This is a genomic window from Xanthomonas prunicola (assembly GCF_025266575.1).
GTDB lineage: Bacteria > Pseudomonadota > Gammaproteobacteria > Xanthomonadales > Xanthomonadaceae > Xanthomonas > Xanthomonas prunicola.
This window is the reverse complement of record NZ_CP096142.1, coordinates 5024120-5043081: the sequence shown is the minus strand read 5'-3', so window position 1 is coordinate 5043081 and position 18962 is coordinate 5024120. Positions and strand designations below refer to the sequence as shown.

Below are 18962 nucleotides of genomic sequence, written 5' to 3'. Positions count from 1 at the left end.
GACGGTGGGTACAGTTCGTCCCGTGACGCTTCGCATGAAGAATGCGGCGACCGAATACTGTTGCCCAAGTGATAGAGGAGATGATGGGCGCTACTTGTTTATATTCCAGCCTGCCCATTTGATTGAGGCACAGTTACCCTCCCAGAACGAGATCTGGCACCGTCGAGAGGTCATTCCCTTATTTTTTATTCGAAAATTTCACTTTATCGAGTGGCGCGGGCAATGCCATCAATGTATCGATCATGGTAATTGCACCTTCAAAAGGATTCAGTGGCGGGTATCGCACGTGTCGAGCGGCGCCATTGATAGCACGCCAATGACAAAAAACGTCGCGCAAGCGCACTCGACCGGCGCTTCTTATTTCTTATCGATTTCCAGGAAAATCCTTTGTGCCATCAATCAGATTGCTTCGCACCAGATTTTCATGGCCATCGCGTAGATCTGAGCATAGATGGTTGTGTGTTCGTCACATTTCTGCTCAGCTGGCAATCAGAAGAAGATCTGTCGTCTGATGGATATGCATGGCCGACGTATTGTTATTAATGATGTCTGGTAAAACTCAATCATAATAAGCAAGCATGTGTGACGCAGACCGCGCCATCGTGCGACGCCACTTTGCGCAAAACTGATCTCGATTGGCTGGAGATCTCGGTCGAGCGATTGTCGATGTGATAACAAGATTGCTCACTGGCCGCAGGGTCTAGCGCCCCACCCATTCAGCTCCCACCATTCGTCACGACCGTCGCACGTTCTTCGTGCGTCACGCTTGACCACGGTTAGCGCCATCAGCGATGCCGCACATAGCGGCACGGCGCAGCAAAGACAGTGCGCCCATCGTTTCGAAGGGCAGCCAAAAAATCGTGTGCAGGTCGCGGCATAGAAAGCCACACAGGTGCGTTCCTCAAGCACCTGATCCCAGTGCCGAGCTGACGGCACGCGTAGACGTGCATCGGCGCCAGTGGACGAAACTTGCTGGCTCTTGCGCACGCATCAACGACCGTTGATGCAGTTGCTGTAGATCGGGGCGTGCCCTGCGCAACGGCTATCGCGCGATACCGTCCGTTCCTGCACCCAAGTGCGAAGAGGTATTGAACGCAGTGCTAGCGTTATAGCTACAACCGCACCATTGAGATTCCAGCTAACCTCAACTGCACACAGCATCAGGTCGATCTGCCATGCAGGCGGACCGCCGGCTAGCGACACTTCGACGGCCCGGCCCCGCAATCAAAACGGCGACTGAGCACGACGGCATGAGCCCAAAACCAACACACTGCAGGCGGCCTGCCGTTGGACCGCATCGTCATCCCGCCAGGAGGCGTCTGCACGGATGTCTCCTTCCCTGATACACACAGCACAGTTGCTACGACACGTGACGCGCGTGCTGATCCGCGAATCGCGCAATAGCCACACTATCCGTCCTAGCGCCTGCCACCAGCAAACAAAAAAGGACCCGAAGGTCCTTTTTTTGAAGATGCATTGCACGGCATCTTGAATTTGGAGCGGGAAACGAGACTCGAACTCGCGACCTCAACCTTGGCAAGGTTGCGCTCTACCAACTGAGCTATTCCCGCGTGGAGCGAAATTGTACAGCTTTTCACTTTGTCGCGCTAGCCCTACTGCCGTTCCCGACTGCAGAAAACAGCGCGTGCGATGTGGAGGCCTGGGCCGGAATTGAACCGGCGTACGCGGATTTGCAGTCCGCTGCATAACCACTCTACCACCAGGCCGAAACATCAAACCCAAGGCATCCTGCCTTAAAACAACGAGACCCCTGACACGGGGCCTTGTCCACATCTGGAGCGGGAAACGAGACTCGAACTCGCGACCTCAACCTTGGCAAGGTTGCGCTCTACCAACTGAGCTATTCCCGCTTGGGAGGCGAAATTCTACAGCGAACAGGATAGCTGTCAACTGTTGCTTTCGATTTTTTTCGGCTTGTTGCTGATCGCTGCTTTTTCATCGGCGCGCAGGCTTGGCCAGGCGGCCTGCAAATACTGGAACCCCGACCACAGTGTCAGCAATGCAGCAATGGCCAGCGTCCAGTAACCGGCACGGAAAATCAGGTTGCCCAGCCAGATTTCATGCGTGGGCATCTGTCCCGGCGTGACCGAGTACAACAGACAAAGCAGAGCGACCATTTGCGCGGTGGTCTTGATCTTGCCGATCGCCGCCACGCGCACCTTGGCACGCTGGCCGATCTCGGCCATCCACTCGCGCAGTGCAGAGACGGCAATCTCGCGCCCGACGATGACCGCAGCCCAGAACGCCATCCACGGCGTGGGATGGCCTTGCACGATCAGGAACAGGGCCACTGCGACCATCAACTTGTCGGCGACCGGGTCGAGGAACGCCCCGAACGCAGAATACTGGTGATAGCGCCGCGCAACCCAGCCATCCAGCCAGTCGGTGATGGCGGCCAGCGCGAACACGCCGGCGGACGCGACATTCGTCCACGTGTAAGGCAGGTAGAACACCACGACCAACACCGGGATCATCAAGATCCTCAGCAGTGTCAGCCACGTGGGGATGGTCAACTTCATTACGGACTTGCCTCGCCTGCCGCATCGGGAAGCGCCAGCCCGTGCAGGTTAGCGTAGATTCGCGCGGCAAGTGCGGCATTGACCCCCTCCACCCGCGCAATCTCGGCCTCGCCAGCGGCTTTGAGGCCGACCAGTCCGCCGAAATGCTTGAGCAGACTCGCACGACGCCGCGGGCCGATGCCGGGGATATCCTCAAGTTTGCTGGTCATGCGGGCCTTCTGGCGGCGCCCACGGTGGCCGGTGATCGCAAAGCGGTGCGCTTCGTCACGCACTTGCTGGATGAATTGCAGCGCGGGCGACGCCGCACCCGGTCGCAGCTCGCGGCCGTCGGCCATGATCAGCGCCTCGTGCCCTGCCCTGCGTTCCTCGCCCTTGGCCACGCCAACCAGCAAAACGTTCTCGACCCCGAGGTCGGCCAGCGCGGCCTGTGCCTGCGCCAGCTGGCCGGCGCCGCCGTCGATCAGCAACACGTCGGGGAGCACGCCATTCTCTTCCACTGCGCGACGGAAGCGGCGCTCGATCGCCTGTCGCATGGCTGCGTAATCGTCGCCCGGGGTGATGCCGGAAATATTGAAGCGCCGATACTGGCCACGCACCGGGCCACTGGCATCGAACACCACACACGATGCGACGGTCGCCTCGCCCATGGTGTGGCTGATGTCGAAGCACTCCACGCGTTTGACCGGCTCGGCCAGCCCGAGCATCTCGCGTAAGGCTTCGCTGCGAGCGTGCTGCGCGCTCTGGCTGGTGAGTTCGGTGACCAGGGTCAGCTGCGCGTTGCGCGTGGCCAGCAGCAGATAGCCGGCACGCTCGCCGCGCACGTTCCACTTCAGCGCCACCTTGTGTTCGGCCGCCGTACTGAGTGCGGCTTCGATCAACTCGGCCTCCGGAATTTCCCGGTCGAGCAGGATCTCGCGCGGCGGCGAGTGCTCGGCGTAGTACTGCGAGACGAACGCGCCGAGGATTTCGTCTGCGCTGTCTTCGCCATTGGTCTTGGGAAAGAACGAGCGCGTGCCGAGATTGCGGCCATCGCGAAAACTCAGCAGCAACACGCAGGCCTGACTGGATTGTGTGGCGCAGGCCAGCACATCCAGATCAGCTGCGCGACCGTCGACGTACTGACGGTTCTGCATGCTGCGCAGCGATGACAGCAGATCACGCAAGCGCGCGGCGCGCTCAAATTCAAGCGCCTCGCTGGCCTGCTGCATCGACTGCATGATCTCTTCACCAAGCTGATCGCTCTTGCCTTCGAGAAACATGGTGGCGCGGCGCACCGATTCTGCGTAATCGGGCGCCGCCACCAGGTCGACGCACGGCCCGCTGCAACGCCCGATCTGATACTGCAGGCACGGACGCGAGCGGTTACGGAACACGCTGTCTTCGCAGCTGCGTAGCTTGAACAACTTGTGCATCAGGCTGAGCGTCTCGCGCACGCCAGTCACGCCGGTGTAGGGCCCGAAATACCGCCCCTGCACCGCACGCGGGCCGCGATGCAAGGCGATGCGCGGCCAGTCTTCGCGCGTCAACAACACATACGGGTAACTCTTGTCGTCGCGCAAGGAAACGTTGTAGCGCGGCGACAGCGACTTGATGAGCTGGTTTTCCAGCAGCAGCGCTTCGGCTTCGCTGCGGGTCACGGTGACATCCATGCGCGCGACCTGCGACAACATCGAGGTCAACCGGGCATTTTTCGGCGTGCCGTTGAAATAGCTGCCCACGCGCTTACGCAACGCACCCGCCTTGCCGACGTACAGCAAGGTGTCGTCGCCCGCATACATGCGGTAGACGCCAGGCGCGGTGCTCAGTTGCGCAGCAAACGCTTTTCCATCGAAATCGCTTTGGGGCCTTGCGTTCATTCGTCTATCGAAACATCACTCAGTGCGCCGCTTGCAAGGTCGTACCGCAAGATGGCGTGTGCATCGGTTTCTGCGATCCACACCGCACCAGCAGCGACCGCGAGACCGGCCGGGCCGTGCAAGCGGCGCGGCAACTCGACCGTGGTCAATTCACCGCCCCCCAGACGCAGGCAGCGCAGGCGGCCATTGCCGGTGTCGGCGATCCACAACAGCGGCGAATCGGCCGCCAGTGCGATGGCCTGCGGGAATTGCAGACGCGCCGTGCTGCGTGGGCCGTCTTGATCTCCAAACTGCCAGGTGCCTTGCCCGCCGACCAAGGTCTGCACCAGATCGCCGCGCAATTGCATGGTGCGGATCGACGAGCCCAGCCCGTCGCAGACATAGGCGACCTGCTGCACCGACGCCAACCCGGCCGGCTGTGCGAAGGCAGCAAGATGGCCACCGCCGTCGCGCGTTTCGAGGGCACCAGTGCCTGCACGTGCAGTCAGTGCAGCGCGGCCCAGGTGATAACTCCAGATGCGGTTATCGCCGGCCATGGCGATCAATACCTGATTGTCGGCAATGGCCAGACCTTGCGGATAGTTCAGCGCAGAGGCACCGGCTGACGCCAGCGGGCCTTCGACCGGCTCGCCGGAGCGGCCTGTACCGCACAAGGTGTCCACCTGCCCGCTGCGAAGGTTGATGCGACGCAGCGCGTGATTGCCGGTGTCGGCCACATACAACTGGTCGCGCTCCAGCGCCAATCCCTGCGGACGTCGAAATGCCGCTTCGCCGACGCCGCCGTCGATAAGGTCGGCATTGCCATGCCCAAACTGGCGCAATACGCGTCCGCTGTGCGTGCACTCGAGCACCCGGTGGTGGCCGGTATCGGCGACATACAAGCGGTCTTCCGTCGCGGCCAGGCCGGTAGGAAAACGCAACGCCAGGTGCGGCTCGGGATCGCGCTCGGCCACGCCGTGCAGGTCGGCATCCGATGGCGGCTGCTGGCCTTCGCACAGAGCAGTCAGCGCCTTGTCCAGATCGCCGGTGACGCCCACCAGGCGCTGCCGCTCGCGGCCGTAGGCATCCAGCAGCACCAGCGTGGGCCAAGATTCGATGCCGAAGCGGCGCCAGGTTTCCCAGTCCTTGTCGAGCAGGATCGGCGCACTCACACCATGTCCGCGCAGTTGTTTAAGCGCGCGTTGCGGCAGGCGTTCGCTGTCGAAACGCGGCACTTGCACCACGATCACCTGCAGCCGGCCGGGACTGCGGGCCTGCCAGTGCGCGAGCTCGGCCAGGCGCTCGGCGCACCACACCGAACTGGCGTTGACGAACGCCAGCACCAGCGCACGGCCGCGATGCTCCTGCAATGTGGATGGCCTGGCATTGAGCCAGGTGGGAAACTCCGGCAGTTCCTGGGTGAGCTGGGCATTCATGGGGTGATTATGCCCAAGCGCGATTAGCCGCGGGTGAGTCTGGCCACGGTCAGGCGCGCGGCAGCGTCGACCAGCTGCCATACCTGCTCGAAGTCATCCATGCTGCCGGTATACGGGTCGGGAATGTCATCACGCTCGTCGATGCCGGCCCAGGGCAGCCATAGGGCCACCTTGTTGCGCTGCGCCGTCGGGGCGAGCCGCTGCAGATCGCGCAGATTGCTGCCGTCTGCGCATAACAGCCAGTCGAAATGCTCGAAATCCGAACGCGTCACCTGACGTGCGCGAAGACCCGAGATATCCACGCCATGCCCGCGCGCGCAGCGGATCGCGCGCGGGTCCGGCGGATCGCCGGCATGCCAGTCGCCGGTGCCGGCCGAATCGACTTCGATGCGCCGCGACAGCCGCGCCTGGTCCAGCTGCGCACGCAAGGCGCCCTCGCCCATCGGCGAGCGGCAGATATTGCCCAGGCAGACAATCAGCACCCTCATGCCGAGGCCACCCGCGTCTGTGCACGGGCGAGATCTTCCGGGGTGTCGATGCCCGGCGGAAACGGCTCGGGCGTCACTGCCACGGCGATGCGGTAACCGGCTTCCATCACGCGCAATTGTTCCAGCGATTCGATGCGCTCCAGCATGCCGGGCGGCATAGCCGCAAAGCGCTGCAGGAAGCCGGCGCGATAGGCGTAGATGCCGATGTGGCGCAGCCACTGACCTTCTGCAGGCACGCCGTCGCGCTGGCTGGCGAAGCTGTCGCGGTGCCAGGGAATCGGCGCGCGGCTGAAATACAGCGCATCGCCACCGGCCGTACGCACCAGTTTCACCACGTTGGGATCGAACAGGTCGTGCGCGTTGTCCACCGACGCGGCCAGCGTGGCCATCTCGGCGCCGGAGTGCTGCAGCAGATCGGCAACCGCGCAGATACCGGCAGCCGGTGCGAACGGTTCGTCGCCTTGCAGATTGACCACGCAGGTCTGGTCGTCCCAGCCGGCAATGCGTGCGCATTCGGCAAGGCGGTCGGTGCCGGAAAGATGCGCGGTGCCAGTCATCGCCACATGCACCCCAGGCAGATGCTCGATCGCCGCAGCGATGCGCGCGTCGTCGGTGGCCACCCATACCTCGCGCGCGCCCGCCAGCAACGCACGCTCGGCTACACGCTGAATCATCGGGCGATCGCCGATCCGTTGCAGCGGCTTGCCGGGCAGCCGCGTGGAGGCGTAACGGGCGGGGATGGCGACGACGAAATCGGCAGGTGCGGTGGGTGTCATACGTGTGCGCTCTGGGATGCAGTAAAAAGTGGAGAAACGAAAGAACCCAATCGCATGCCGTCTCTGTGGGATTGAGCGAAGTCGCGGTAGTCAGTGAGAGCAGCGATGCGCTACATCAGCACGTTGCTGCTGCTCCATGCATGCGGTGTCCGCGACCATGCATACGAGATTCCTGACTGGTCATTGCACGCGCACCGTCACGTAAGAACTAGATCGACGTCCTTGCGGTGTGTCCCAACAGGGTGGCCGGGCAGCGCCCCGCAAGGGCACCATTGCCAGCGCCGCACTCACACGCCCTGCCGGCTTGCCAATTTGTTCAGCCGGTCCAACAGGCTCACCCAGAACGCGGCCGGCAGCTCCGCTTTAAGCGGCACGCTATACAGCCATTCGTCCGCAAACGGACGGCATTTCACCGCGTCCTTTTCGGTCATCAGCACCGGCAGGCGGCTTCCGAAGCTGAAATCCGCGGCGCGGTAGACGTGATGATCCGGAAACGCATGCGGCACCACGCCGATGCCGCGCGCACGCAGCATCGCGAAGAAGCGTTCCGGATGCGCGATACCCGCAACGGCATGCACGCGTTGTCCGGCAAGCATGCTCAAGGGCTGCGCACGCTTGCCGTCCATCGGCTGCACGCTGTCGATGCTCAAGCGCATCTGCCATTCGCCGAACCCGGCATCGTCCGGCGCCTGCGCCGCTGCGGTTGCACTGGCCTGACCAAGGTTGACCACGCGGAAGTCGCAATCGCGCGCGCGCGTGACCGGTTCGCGCAGCGGCCCGGCAGGCAGTAGGCGTCCATTGCCGTAGCGACGCTGGCCATCGACCACTTCGATTTCGACATCGCGCGCCAGACGGTAATGCTGTAACCCGTCATCGCAGATCACGATGTCGCAGCCCGCCTCGACCAGGGCGCGGGCTGCAGCGAGCCGGTCGCTATCGACGCGCACGCGCGCACCGGTTTTCCAAGCGATCAGCACCGGCTCATCGCCGCCGAGCGCCACCGGCGTGTCTGCCTCGACCCAACGCGCTTGAGCAGCCTGATCGCGACCGTAGCCACGGCTGGCCACGCCAGGCGTCCAGCCGGCTTCCTGCAGCTTCGAGACCAAGGCAATCGTCAGCGGCGTCTTGCCGGTGCCACCGGCAGTGACGTTGCCGACCACGATCACCGGCACCGGCACGCCGTGGCGCTTGCGCCAACCGCGGCGATACAGCGCCCGTCGTAACGCGATCGCAGCGCCATAGACTGGCGCCAGGATGCGCGCCGGCAAGGGAATCGGCGTGTTGTCGTACCAGTAACCCGGCGTGCGGGTGCCGCGCTTGCTCATGCCTGACGTTCGCGAAACTGCATGCCGTGCAGGTGCGAATACAAACCGCCCTGCGCCAGCAATTGGTGATGCGTCCCGCGCTCGACGATTCGCCCCTGGTCCATCACCAGCACCTGATCGGCATGCTCGATGGTGGACAGGCGATGCGCGATCACCAGCGTGGTGCGGTCGGGCATCAGCTTGTGCAGAGCATCTTGCACCAAGCGCTCGGATTCGTTGTCCAGCGCTGCGGTGGCTTCGTCCAGAATCAGGATCGGCGCGTCCTTGAGCATTGCGCGTGCAATTGCCAGGCGCTGGCGCTGGCCGCCGGACAGGCGCCCACCCTTGGTGCCGACATGCGACTGCAGGCCTTCGGGCAGTTGCGCGACAAATTCCATCGCATTGGCGCCCAAGATCGCCCGCTCCAGCTGGCTGGCATCGGCATTACGCATTTCGCCGAACGCCACGTTGTCGGCGATGCTGCCGTCGAACAGCATGACCTGCTGGCCGACCAGCGCAATTTGCCGACGCAGATCCGACAACGCGTACGCCTGCACCGGGTGACCGTCGAGCAGGATCTGCCCGGCCTCGGCTTCATAGAAGCGAGGGATCAATTTGATCAGGCTGGATTTACCGCTGCCCGAGCGCCCGACGATCGCGGTCACCGTGCCCGGTTGCGCGACAAAGCTGACATCGGCCAAGGCCGGATTGACCTGGCCCGGATAGCGCGCAGTGACATCGCGGAATTCGATCAAGCCCTTGGCACGCGTCAGCGGCACGGCGCCTTGATCCGGCTCGTCCGGGCTATCAAGCACAGAGAACAGACGCTCAGCCGACGCCAGACCGCGCTGCACCATGTTCTGCACGTTGGTGAGCTGCTTGAGGCCCGGAATGATCGTCAGCATCGAAGTCATCAGCACGACGAAATCGCCGGCCGTCAACCGCCCGGCCAGTGCCTGTGCACCGGCCACAAACAGCAATGCCGACAAGCCGATTGCGCCAATCATCTGCACCGTCGCGGTGGAAATCCCGCGCGTGGATTCGACCTTCATCGCCAGGCGCAGATTGCGGTCGGCCAATGCGCCATAGCGCTCCATCTCGGTCTGTTGCGCGCCGTAGATCTTGACCTCTTGATGGCTGGACAGGGTCTGGTCGGCCGCTTGCAGCAGCAGCGCGCCGCTTTCCTGGATGCTGTGGCTGATACGCCGATAGCGCCGCGCCACCTTGTCCATCACCCAGGCCAGCACCGGGGCGAGCACCAGAATGGTCAATGTCACCTGCCAGCTATGCCACAGCATCAGCGCCAGCGCGCCGATGACCTGCAACGATTGCTGGATCATCACCTTCACCGCGTCCACTGCGGCTTGCGCCACCTGGTCCGAATCCGAACCCAGGCGGATCAGCATCGACGGCACCGGCTCGGAATCGAAGCGCGAGCCGGGCAAACGCAGATATTTCGCCATCACCTTGATGCGCAGATCGCGCGCGATGCTGCGCGCGGATTTGCCCATCGCCATATCGGTGATGTAGCCGGCGACGCCACGTACCACGAACAGCAGGACGATCTGCACCGGCAGCCAGCGACTGACTTCGGCATTCTTGTAGATGAAGGTCTCATCGGTGATCGGCTTCATCAACGCCAGAAAACCGGTAGTGCCGGCCGCTTCGATCAACGCCGCAATCAGCGCGGCGACCAGCAGCAGCCGATAGGGCTTGGCGAACGCCAGCAGGCGACGGTACGTGCGCCAGGATGAGACTGGCGCCGGGCGGTCGGTGGAGTTGGTCACTGGCGGGTTCCGTTGGTGCTTGTCTTGCCGGTCGTGCTCGTCGCGCCGGCCGGGGGCGCGGTGGCGATGGCAATACGCCGGAAGCCGAGCTGGCCCAGCGCATCCTGCGCGGTGACCACCGCCTGATACGGCGTGCGTGCATCGGCGCGCATCAACACGGTCTGCTCGCGATCATCGCCCGCGATCTGGGCGATGGTCTGCTTGAGCGAATCCACGTCCGAGCGCAGCACCTCCTGATCGTTGATGAAATAACGCCCGTCGGCATTGACCAGCACGCTCAACGAACGCGGCGGCGTGCTGGTGTGCTGGTCGCTGGCGGTCGGCAGCTGCAATTGCAGCGTGGAGCGTGCGTCGAAGGTCGTGGTCACCACGAAAAAGATGATGAGGACGAGGATGACGTCAATCAATGGCACCAGATCGATATGCGGCTCGTCCTGGCTTCGGTCGCTGCCGATGCGCATCCGTCAGCCCTTTGCCGTGACGGGCTTGGCGCCCGCTGCGGCCGGTGCCACGGCTGCTGGCACCACGCGGCCATCCATGGTGTCCAGCAACAAGGTGGCTTCTTGTTCCATCTCGATGATGTAACCGGCAATGCGTCCCTTGAAGAAGCGATGCGCCATCAACGCCGGCACGGCGATGATCATGCCGGTGGCGGTGCACACCAGCGCCTTGCCGATGCCGCCGGCCAGTTGATTCACATCGCCCACGCCGTGATCGAGGATGCCCAGAAACATCTGGATCATGCCAACCACGGTGCCCAGCAGGCCCAACAACGGCCCGGCGGATGCGATCGTGCCCAACGCGTTCAGATAGCGCTCCATCCGGTGCACCACATGCCGGCCGGTGTCTTCGATGCGTTCGCGGATCAACTCACGCGGGCGGCCACGCACGTCCAGCGCGGCAGCCAGCAAGACGCCCAACGGCGAATTGCGGCGCAGGGATTCGATATGGGGGGGGTCCAGCTTGCCGCGCGCGGCCCAGTTACGCACCTCTTCGCCCAGACCCGGCGGCGTCACCTCGTTGCGGCGCAAGCTCCACAGACGCTCCAGCACGATCGCCAGGGCAACCACCCCCAGCAACAGCAACGGCACCATCGGCCAACCGCCTGCCTTGACCAGCTCCAACACGATTCGATTCCTCCGGCAACGCGGCCGCCTATTCGCTGGCCGATAGGATAGCAGCCGACCGCCGCCGTTCCGCAGCATCCCATAGCCGTGGCTGCCAACGCCGTCGCTCACGCAAACGCAGGCCATCGGCGCCCAGCCAGACCCGGAGTGCGCCGGCCTGCGCGGTATCCAGCACTTCCGCCCCGCCCGCCTGCCAGCGTTGCACCACCTCGGCGAGCGGATGCCCGAATCTGTTGCCGTGGCCAGACGACACCAGCGCCAGGCGTGCGCCGGTCGCAGCGATGAAGCTGGCATCCGAGCCATCAGCGCTGCCATGGTGCGGGACGATCACCAGATCCGCATGCAGGTCCGAGACGTTTCCGCGTAGCAGGCGGCGTTCGACAATTGCGTCGATGTCGCCCGGCAACAGCGCGCTCGCATGCTGGGTTTCGACCCGCAGCACGCAGCTGGATTGATTACGCAGATACGGAAACCCAGCGGTGGGATGCAGAAAGCGAAAGCGCACACCGTCCCATTCCCACTGCTGCCCGGCGTGGCAGCGGGTGCTGACGTCCAGCGGCGCATCCGGTGGTGCAGCGGTGAATGCGACCGGCAGCCCCGTGCGCACTGCGGCATAGCCACCGGCATGATCGGCGTCGGCATGGCTGAGCACGATGGCGTCCAGCCGGCGCACTCCAAGCGCGCGTAGTGCCGGCAGCACCACGCGCTCGCCAGCGTCGAAACCATCGCGCACCGCCGGCCCGGTATCGAACAGCAGCGCATGCCGGTGCGTGCGCACCAGTACCGACAAGCCCTGCCCAACATCCAGTACCTGCACTTCCGCCTCGCTTTGGGCCGGCAGCTCGCGATCCGGCCAGAGCAACGGCAACCACAGCAGCGCCGCCAACGATTTACCCGGCGTCCCGCGCGGCAGCAACAGCCAGAACGCACCGAGCAAGGCCGCGATCAGGGCAATTCCATCGGATTCCGGCACCCACCACAACGCCACCGTTGTTTGCCCGAGCCAGACGAACCCCGGCCAGGTCAGCTCGAAGCACCAACCCGCGAGCTGCCACGCCCACACGCCGGCCCCTGGGTAGATCGCTTCCAGTGCGGTCCCCACCAGGCACAGCGGCACCACCACGAAGGTCCACCACGGAATGGCGACCAGATTGGCGAACGGCCCGACCAGCGATGCCTGCCCGAACAGGCTGACCGTCAACGGCAGCAGGCCGACGGTGGCCACGGTCTGCGCAGACAGGAAGCCGCGCACGATGGCGCGATCGTCAGACGGCAGGCACCAGACCAGCCAGGCCACTCCGGCGAAGCTGAGCCAGAAGCCAGCTACCAGCACGCTGAGCGGGTCCCACAGCAACACCGTCAACAAGGCGAGCGCGAGGATGTGGGCGGTCGAGGCGCGTCGCCGCAGCACTCTGACCAGGGCCACCACCGCAATCATCAACACGGTACGTACCGTCGGCAGCGCCAGGCCTGCCACGACCGCGTAGGCGGCAGCGCCAAGTAATGCAGCGATTGATGCCGCATGGAGGCGCGGCATCAAGATGCCAAGTCGCGGCTGCCAACGCCACACTCCAGCGACCAATAATGCGAAGAATGCCGCGACCAGCCCGACATGAAATCCCGAGATCGCGATCAGATGACTGAGCCCGGTCGCGCGCAACGTCGCCCATGCCGCATCGTCGAGCCCACGGGTATCACCCAGCGCGAGCGCACGCAGGTACGGCGCAGAGGGGCCGCTGACGCGCTCGGCGATGCGTTGCGACATCCTGTCGCGCCAAGCATCCACGCCTTGCGGTGGTGCAGCCTGGTGTGCGGCGGCAGGCACGCGCACATAGCCAGTTGCGGCGATGCGCTGCGCCAGCGCCTGACGCTCCGCATCGAAGCCACCGGGATTGCGCAAACCCCGTGGCGGGCGCAGCTTGAGTCGCAGTTGCCAGCGCGCACCGGCATGCAGCGCTGCGCGCGGGCCGATGCGCTCAGCGCCGAAATCGTCGTACCAGGCCAGCTGTAGGAGCTTTCCACGTAGCGCTGCAGGCTGCGCCCGAGCGTCGTCGACGCGCAGTTGAAAGCGGGTACGGCGCTGCTCGGCGATTGGCAGCCCAACGATCCATCCGCGCACGGTCATCTCGCGTGCTTCGTCCTGCGGAAGTAGTTGCGCTTGCAGCGCACTGGCCACCTGCCATCCCATCAGCCCGAATCCGAGCAATACGGCGGACAGCAACACCAGCTGCGCGCTCCAGCACGGACGCCACCACATCGTCATGCCGATGCCTAGCAGCGCCACACAAACGCAGCTGGCATACAACATTTGCGGCAACAGTGCGGGCGACCAGGCGCATGCCACCACGCCAAGCAACAATGCCGCAGCCATGGCAACGGCCGATCCCATCTGCGGCGGCGCTTCCCGCGCTGACACCTCCATGCTGCCGGTCGCCATCCTTGCCCCTCTCACTCAACGCCTTCAGCTTAGGTCGCAAAGGGTTCAACGCACAGCAGAGGTCTGCCTAGGCATGGGTAGGAAGACCACTGTCGCTAAGGTCGCTGATTACGACCACGCACCAACCGCATCGCAGCACTCGCGATGCCCTGGCGCGATGCATAGAACAGTGCGTCCATGGAGGTGCATGCCCCGCAGCAAATTGCCCGCTCAGCGATGTCAGCACTCTCTTGGCTCGCATTCGCTTCGATTTCATGGCGTCGGCGCTATGGTCACCATTGTCTTCCAGGAGCCTCCCCCATGCGTAAAGGCATTGCATTGATTGTCGGTGTGACCGGCATTTCCGGTTACAACCTTGCCAACGTGCTGCTCGCCGACGGCTGGACCGTGTACGGCCTTGCACGTCGACCACTCCCCCACGACGGCGTCATTCCGGTTGCGGCAGATCTGCTGGACGCCGAAAGCACCAGCAACGCACTGCGCGGCTTGCCGATCACCCATGTGTTCTTCTGCACCTGGACGCGTCGCGACACCGAACGCGAGAACGTCCAAGCCAATGGCGCGATGATGCGGCATCTGTGCGATGCGCTCAGCGATGCGCGGCTGCAGCACATGGCGCTGGTCACCGGCACCAAGCATTATCTGGGCGCTTTCGAAAACTACGGCAGCGGCAAGGCGGAGACGCCGTTCCGCGAAAGCGAGCCACGCCAGCCGGGCGAAAACTTCTACTACACGCTGGAAGACCTGTTGTTCGCACATGCCCAGCAGCATGGTTTCGGCTGGAGCGTGCATCGCTCGCACACCATGATCGGCATGGCCAACGGCAGCAACGCAATGAATATGGGCGTGACGCTGGCAGTGTATGCATCGCTGTGCAAGCACACCGGGCAACCATTCGTGTTTCCAGGCTCGCAAGCACAATGGAATAGCCTGACCGACCTGACCGACGCCGGCCTGCTCGGCCGCCAACTTGCCTGGGCCGGGCTTAGCCCTGCTGCGCGCGATCAGGCGTTTAATACCGTCAATGGCGATGTATTCCGCTGGCGCTGGATGTGGGGCGAAATTGCGAAGTTCTTCGAACTCGATGCTGCACCCTGCCCCACGACGCCGGAACCGCTGGAGCCACGCATGAGCCAGACCGCACCTGCCCTGTGGGCGGAGTTGGCCGCGCAACACGGCCTGGTGGAAGCAGACGTCAATCGACTGGCATCGTGGTGGCACACCGACGCCGACCTGGGGCGTGAGATCGAGTGCGTCAACGACATGACCAAGAGCCGCGAACTGGGCTTTATGGACTTCTACGACAGCCGCGCCTCGTTCTTCGAACTGTTCACCCGTCTGCGGGCATTGCGCATCATTCCGTGACCGATGCGCTCACATCGTTGCAGGTCGCATTGGCCCGCAACGATGTCTATACATACCGTCTCATGCCGACGCGATCGGTCTCCGGACCACCGCGTTAGCAATGCTTACACTGCAGACGGCGCCAACTCGCGCAGCTTGCCCTGATGCAGCTCCAGTACGCGATCCAGGCGCCGCGCCAGACTACGGTCGTGCGTGACCAACACCAGGCTGGTGCGCTGGGCGCGATTGAGCTCCAGCATCAGCTCGAACACGGTGCCCGCGGTCTTGTCGTCGAGGTTGCCGGTGGGCTCATCGCCCAACACGCAGCCAGGCTTGTTGACCAGCGCACGCGCCACCGCACAGCGCTGGCGCTCGCCGCCCGACAGTTCGCTCGGCTTGTGTTCGATGCGATGCCCGAGCCCCACCGATTCAAGCAGTTGCAGCGCCTGCCCCTTGGCCACGGCCACGTCCTTACCGGACAGCAGCACCGGCATCATCACGTTTTCCAGCGCGGTGAATTCCGGCAACAGGTGGTGGAACTGGTACACAAAGCCGAGCGACTGATTGCGTAGCTTGCCGCGTTGCGCGTCGGACAGTGCCGACATGCGCTCGCCCGCCACATACACCTCGCCGGAGGTTGGAATATCCAACCCGCCGAGCAGATGCAGCAAGGTGCTCTTGCCGGCACCGGAGGCGCCGACGATCGCCACGGTTTCGCCGGTGGCCACCGACAGATCCAGGCCATCGAATACCGGCGTGCGCATCTTGCCTTCGGCGTAGGTCTTGGCCAACGCCTCGGCGCGGATCACCGCAGTTGCCTGTTCTGGTTTTTGCACAACCGCTTCCCGGATCTCATTCATAACGCAGCGCCTCCGCCGGCTGGGTACGCGAGGCGCGCCACGCCGGGTACAGGGTCGCCAGGAAACTCATCACCAACGCCACCACGGTGATCACCACCACGTCCTGGGTCTGCATATCGGTCGGCAGGCCGGTGATGTAGTACACGTCTTCGGGCAACAACTTGACACTGAAAATCGCTTCGATCACGCCGAGGATGCGTTCAAGGTTGAGCGTCAGCACGATGCCACCGATCACGCCCATGAAGGTCCCCATGAAGCCGATCAACGAGCCCTGCACCATGAACACCTGCATCACGCCGCCCGGCGACAACCCGAGCGTGCGCAAGATGGCGATATCGGCTTGTTTGTCGGTCACCAGCATCACTTGTGACGACACCAGGTTGAACGCCCCCATCGCCACGATCAGCGACAGCAGGATGCCCATCACGGTCTTTTCCATCTTCAACGAGTGATAGAGATTGGCGTTTTCCTGGGTCCAATCGCTCACCCGGTACGGGCCGTGCAACTTCAACGCCAGATCGCGCGCGACGTTCCAGGCCTGATCCATGTCGTGTAGCCGCAGCCGCACGCCGGTGACGCCATCCATGCGCAACACGCGCGCCAGGTCCTGCATGTTGACCACGGCCAGGCCGCGATCGATCTCGTTGTAGCCGGCTTCGAAAATCCCGCTGACGGTGAAGCGTTTGAGCCGCGGCATCGCGCCCAATGGCGTGGCCTGGGTATCGCTGAGCAACACGACGACGCTGTCGCCCACGTCCACGCCCAGCCAGAGCGCCAGCTCCTTGCCGATGACGATGTTGTAAGAGCCCGGAGTCAGGCTGTCGACCGAGCCCTGCTGCATCTTCTTGGCCAGCACGGACACCTTGTTCTCTTCGGCCGGAACGATGCCACGGACGATGGCCGGCTGCTTGCGCGGGCCCTGCAGCAGCGATTCGGTTTCGATATACGGTGCGGCGCCGGCCACGCGCGGATCGGCCATGGCGACCTCGACCGCATGCTGCCAATCACGCATCGGCGCGCCTTCTGCGCTGACGGTGGCATGTGCGGCCATCTGCAACAGACGGTCGCGGATTTCCTTCTGAAAACCGCTCATCACTGCCAGCGTGGTGATCAGCACGGTCACGCCCAGGGCGATGCCCAGGATCGATGCCATCGAGATAAACGAGATGAAGCCATTGCGCCGCTTGGCACGCAGGTAGCGCAAGCCGATGGCAACCGGGATAGGTTTGAACATGCGGTTCAACCGGGAAAGGGACGCTATGGTGCCACTTGCGGCCGCCCGGACGAAATCGCGTGTGCCTGCGCGGCCAGACGCAGTTCACGTCGTTGCGCTGCAGGCAGGGTATCCGGCCAGAAATGCAGGCGTTCGCAGCGACCATCTGCCCGCGTGCACGACACCACTGCTAGCGGCCCGCGCCAGCGCACCTGCAGCCCTTCCATCTGCACGCCGTCAATGCTGGCGGGCGTTTCCGTCCACGGAACCAGCAATTGCCGCACTGGCGAACGCAACAGCAGCCGTAACGCCCGCCCGCCTGCAAGCACCGCATACGCTGACAGCGCCACGGCCAGCCACAGCGGCACACCACTGCGCCACACCGCCCACACTGCGAGCACCATCAACACGCCCAGTGCGCAAATCAGCCCGCGCGAAGGCCGCCACTCAAGCCGGCAAGGCGCGGATATCGGCGATGAGTGCGGCGTTGGCGACATCGGGGCAGGCCTCGTAACCCATGAACCAGCGCCACAACTTATCGTCTTCGCAATCCAGTAGCTGTAGGAAAACCGCGCGCTCGGCTTCGGGAGCCTGCGTCCAACGTTGATCCAGATAGCGCCCGAACAATTGATCGAGTTCGCGCATGCCGCGCCGGCAACGCCAGCGCAGTTTTTTCAATAGCGTTTGTTCGTCCATCTCACCTCTCCACCCCGCCGCGTGGCGGGCCGAAAACGACAGCGGCACCTGACCCAAGGGCCGGTGCCGCTGCGAACCACATCCCGCTCTCACGAGACCTCAGTGCCTTGCGATCAGGCGCGACGGGCCATCATCAATTTCTTGATCTCGGCAATCGCCAGCGCAGGATTCAGGCCTTTCGGGCAGGTCCGTGCGCAGTTCATGATGGTGTGGCAGCGATACAACTTGAACGGGTCTTCCAGATCGTCCAGGCGCGCACCGGTATCCTCATCGCGCGAGTCGATGATCCAGCGATACGCCTGCAGCAGGATTGCCGGGCCCAGGTAACGCTCGCCGTTCCACCAGTAGCTCGGGCAGCTGGTCGAGCAGCAGGCGCACAGGATGCACTCGTACAACCCATCGAGCTTCCTGCGGTCTTCTGGCGACTGCAGACGCTCGCGGTCCGGCGGCGGCGGGGTCTGGGTGCGGATCCATGGCTTGATCGACGCGTACTGCGCATAGAAGTGCGTCAGATCCGGAACCAGATCCTTGATCACATCCATATGCGGAAGCGGGTAGATCGGCACTTCGGCCTTGCCGCAGGCATCGATCGCCTTGGTGCAGGCCAGCGTATTGGTGCCGTCGATGTTCATCGCGCACGAGCCGCAGATGCCCTCGCGGCACGAACGACGGAACGCCAACGTCGGGTCGATCTCGTTCTTGATCTTGATCAGCGCGTCCAGCACCATCGGGCCGCACTTGTCGAGATCGATCTCATAGCTGTCGGTGCGCGGGTTGGCGTCGCCATCCGGATCCCAGCGGTAGACCTTGAAGGTGCGCGTGTTCTTGGCGCCCTGCGCAGGGTAATGCTTACCCTTGCCGATCTTTGAATTCTTGGGGAGGGTGAACTCTGCCATAGCTGCTCTCGTTGGCTCAGGCGATGCGCGGTGCGAACGACAGCCGCACCGTGCGCATGAAGGTAAAGATGACGGATGCCACTGCCGCAGCAGTCGCGCAGCGGCCGGATATCGGCCGGTGCTGCTCCAGCGTCATGTCGCGATACCACTGCAGCGACGCATTGCCGCTACGCGCGAACGCGTCGGCGTGCAATGACAGGGCAACAGTAGGTCGCTGCATGCG

At 63.7% G+C, this 18962-nt stretch carries 17 protein-coding genes, 3 tRNA genes and 1 pseudogene; 2 read left to right on the top strand and 19 right to left on the bottom strand.

Translation table 11 applies throughout. The annotated features are described in order from the left end of the window. The first annotated feature begins 4 nt into the window (after window positions 1–4). Window positions 5–439 carry a hypothetical protein gene (locus tag M0D43_RS21575; protein ID WP_260807608.1) on the top strand — a complete coding sequence of 145 codons (435 nt, stop codon included), beginning with the start codon at window positions 5–7 and terminating at the stop codon, window positions 437–439. A 1056-nt stretch (window positions 440–1495) separates the two neighbouring features. Here M0D43_RS21575 and M0D43_RS21570 read toward each other — a convergent pair. The 13 genes and pseudogenes from M0D43_RS21570 to M0D43_RS21510 all read right to left on the bottom strand — a co-directional run. Next, window positions 1496–1571 (bottom strand) — tRNA-Gly (locus M0D43_RS21570). 82 nt (window positions 1572–1653) lie between these two features. After that, window positions 1654–1727: transfer RNA gene (locus M0D43_RS21565), tRNA-Cys, on the bottom strand. A gap of 68 nt (window positions 1728–1795) precedes the next feature. Continuing rightward, a tRNA-Gly gene (locus M0D43_RS21560) sits at window positions 1796–1871 on the bottom strand. A 36-nt stretch (window positions 1872–1907) separates the two neighbouring features. Further along, complete coding sequence (gene pgsA, locus M0D43_RS21555) at window positions 1908–2540, bottom strand: CDP-diacylglycerol--glycerol-3-phosphate 3-phosphatidyltransferase (protein ID WP_252162947.1); 633 nt, start codon at window positions 2538–2540, stop codon at window positions 1908–1910. Next, complete coding sequence (gene uvrC, locus M0D43_RS21550; protein ID WP_101363990.1) at window positions 2540–4396, bottom strand: excinuclease ABC subunit UvrC; 1857 nt, start codon at window positions 4394–4396, stop codon at window positions 2540–2542. The genes pgsA and uvrC overlap by 1 nt, the downstream gene beginning before the upstream one ends. Then, entirely contained in the window at window positions 4393–5811 is a 1419-nt protein-coding gene (locus tag M0D43_RS21545) for a hypothetical protein (RefSeq protein WP_252162946.1), read from the bottom strand. The genes uvrC and M0D43_RS21545 overlap by 4 nt, the downstream gene beginning before the upstream one ends. Window positions 5812–5834: 23 nt before the next feature. Continuing rightward, window positions 5835–6299 carry a low molecular weight protein-tyrosine-phosphatase gene (locus M0D43_RS21540; protein ID WP_252162945.1) on the bottom strand — a complete coding sequence of 155 codons (465 nt, stop codon included), beginning with the start codon at window positions 6297–6299 and terminating at the stop codon, window positions 5835–5837. Then, window positions 6296–7075 carry a 3-deoxy-manno-octulosonate cytidylyltransferase gene (gene kdsB, locus M0D43_RS21535; RefSeq protein ID WP_252162944.1) on the bottom strand — a complete coding sequence of 260 codons (780 nt, stop codon included), beginning with the start codon at window positions 7073–7075 and terminating at the stop codon, window positions 6296–6298. Before kdsB ends, M0D43_RS21540 begins: the two co-directional genes overlap by 4 nt. 287 nt (window positions 7076–7362) lie before the next feature. Beyond that, the gene (lpxK, locus tag M0D43_RS21530) at window positions 7363–8400 is read right to left on the bottom strand and encodes a tetraacyldisaccharide 4'-kinase (RefSeq protein WP_252162943.1); all 1038 of its coding nucleotides are present in this window, start codon (window positions 8398–8400) and stop codon (window positions 7363–7365) included. Continuing rightward, window positions 8397–10166 (bottom strand): lipid A export permease/ATP-binding protein MsbA, encoded by a 1770-nt coding sequence (gene msbA / locus M0D43_RS21525; protein WP_252162942.1) that lies wholly within the window; start codon window positions 10164–10166, stop codon window positions 8397–8399. Before msbA ends, lpxK begins: the two co-directional genes overlap by 4 nt. Then, window positions 10163–10627: an ExbD/TolR family protein gene (locus M0D43_RS21520; RefSeq protein WP_252162941.1), complete on the bottom strand. Its 465-nt coding sequence runs from the start codon at window positions 10625–10627 to the stop codon at window positions 10163–10165. The genes msbA and M0D43_RS21520 overlap by 4 nt, the downstream gene beginning before the upstream one ends. A 3-nt stretch (window positions 10628–10630) precedes the next feature. Continuing rightward, a complete protein-coding gene (locus tag M0D43_RS21515; protein WP_260807606.1) occupies window positions 10631–11293 on the bottom strand; it encodes a MotA/TolQ/ExbB proton channel family protein in 663 nt (220 codons plus the stop codon). Beyond that, window positions 11187–13730: pseudogene (locus M0D43_RS21510) on the bottom strand (DNA internalization-related competence protein ComEC/Rec2); the annotation flags it as partial. The gene M0D43_RS21515 and the pseudogene M0D43_RS21510, both read right to left, overlap by 107 nt. Window positions 13731–14030: 300 nt before the next feature. Here M0D43_RS21510 and M0D43_RS21505 point away from each other — a divergent pair. Then, window positions 14031–15095, top strand: coding sequence for an SDR family oxidoreductase (locus M0D43_RS21505; protein ID WP_252162939.1), 1065 nt, complete (start codon window positions 14031–14033; stop codon window positions 15093–15095). 104 nt (window positions 15096–15199) lie between these two features. Here the strand turns inward: M0D43_RS21505 and lolD are convergent, their stop codons facing one another. The 6 genes from lolD to M0D43_RS21475 all read right to left on the bottom strand — a co-directional run bounded on the left by lolD (window position 15200) and on the right by M0D43_RS21475 (window position 18959). Further along, the gene (lolD, locus tag M0D43_RS21500) at window positions 15200–15934 is read right to left on the bottom strand and encodes a lipoprotein-releasing ABC transporter ATP-binding protein LolD (protein ID WP_252162938.1); all 735 of its coding nucleotides are present in this window, start codon (window positions 15932–15934) and stop codon (window positions 15200–15202) included. Next, window positions 15927–17168, bottom strand: coding sequence for a lipoprotein-releasing ABC transporter permease subunit (locus M0D43_RS21495; protein ID WP_252162937.1), 1242 nt, complete (start codon window positions 17166–17168; stop codon window positions 15927–15929). Before M0D43_RS21495 ends, lolD begins: the two co-directional genes overlap by 8 nt. Window positions 17169–17191: 23 nt before the next feature. Next, window positions 17192–17644, bottom strand: coding sequence for a hypothetical protein (locus tag M0D43_RS21490; RefSeq protein WP_260807605.1), 453 nt, complete (start codon window positions 17642–17644; stop codon window positions 17192–17194). After that, window positions 17595–17843: an FAD assembly factor SdhE gene (locus tag M0D43_RS21485; RefSeq protein WP_101363979.1), complete on the bottom strand. Its 249-nt coding sequence runs from the start codon at window positions 17841–17843 to the stop codon at window positions 17595–17597. The genes M0D43_RS21490 and M0D43_RS21485 overlap by 50 nt, the downstream gene beginning before the upstream one ends. Before the next feature lie 113 nt (window positions 17844–17956). Further along, the gene (locus M0D43_RS21480) at window positions 17957–18739 is read right to left on the bottom strand and encodes a succinate dehydrogenase iron-sulfur subunit (protein ID WP_046964080.1); all 783 of its coding nucleotides are present in this window, start codon (window positions 18737–18739) and stop codon (window positions 17957–17959) included. Window positions 18740–18755: 16 nt separating this feature from the next. Then, window positions 18756–18959: a hypothetical protein gene (locus tag M0D43_RS21475; RefSeq protein WP_252162935.1), complete on the bottom strand. Its 204-nt coding sequence runs from the start codon at window positions 18957–18959 to the stop codon at window positions 18756–18758. Between the last annotated feature and the right edge of the window lie 3 nt (window positions 18960–18962).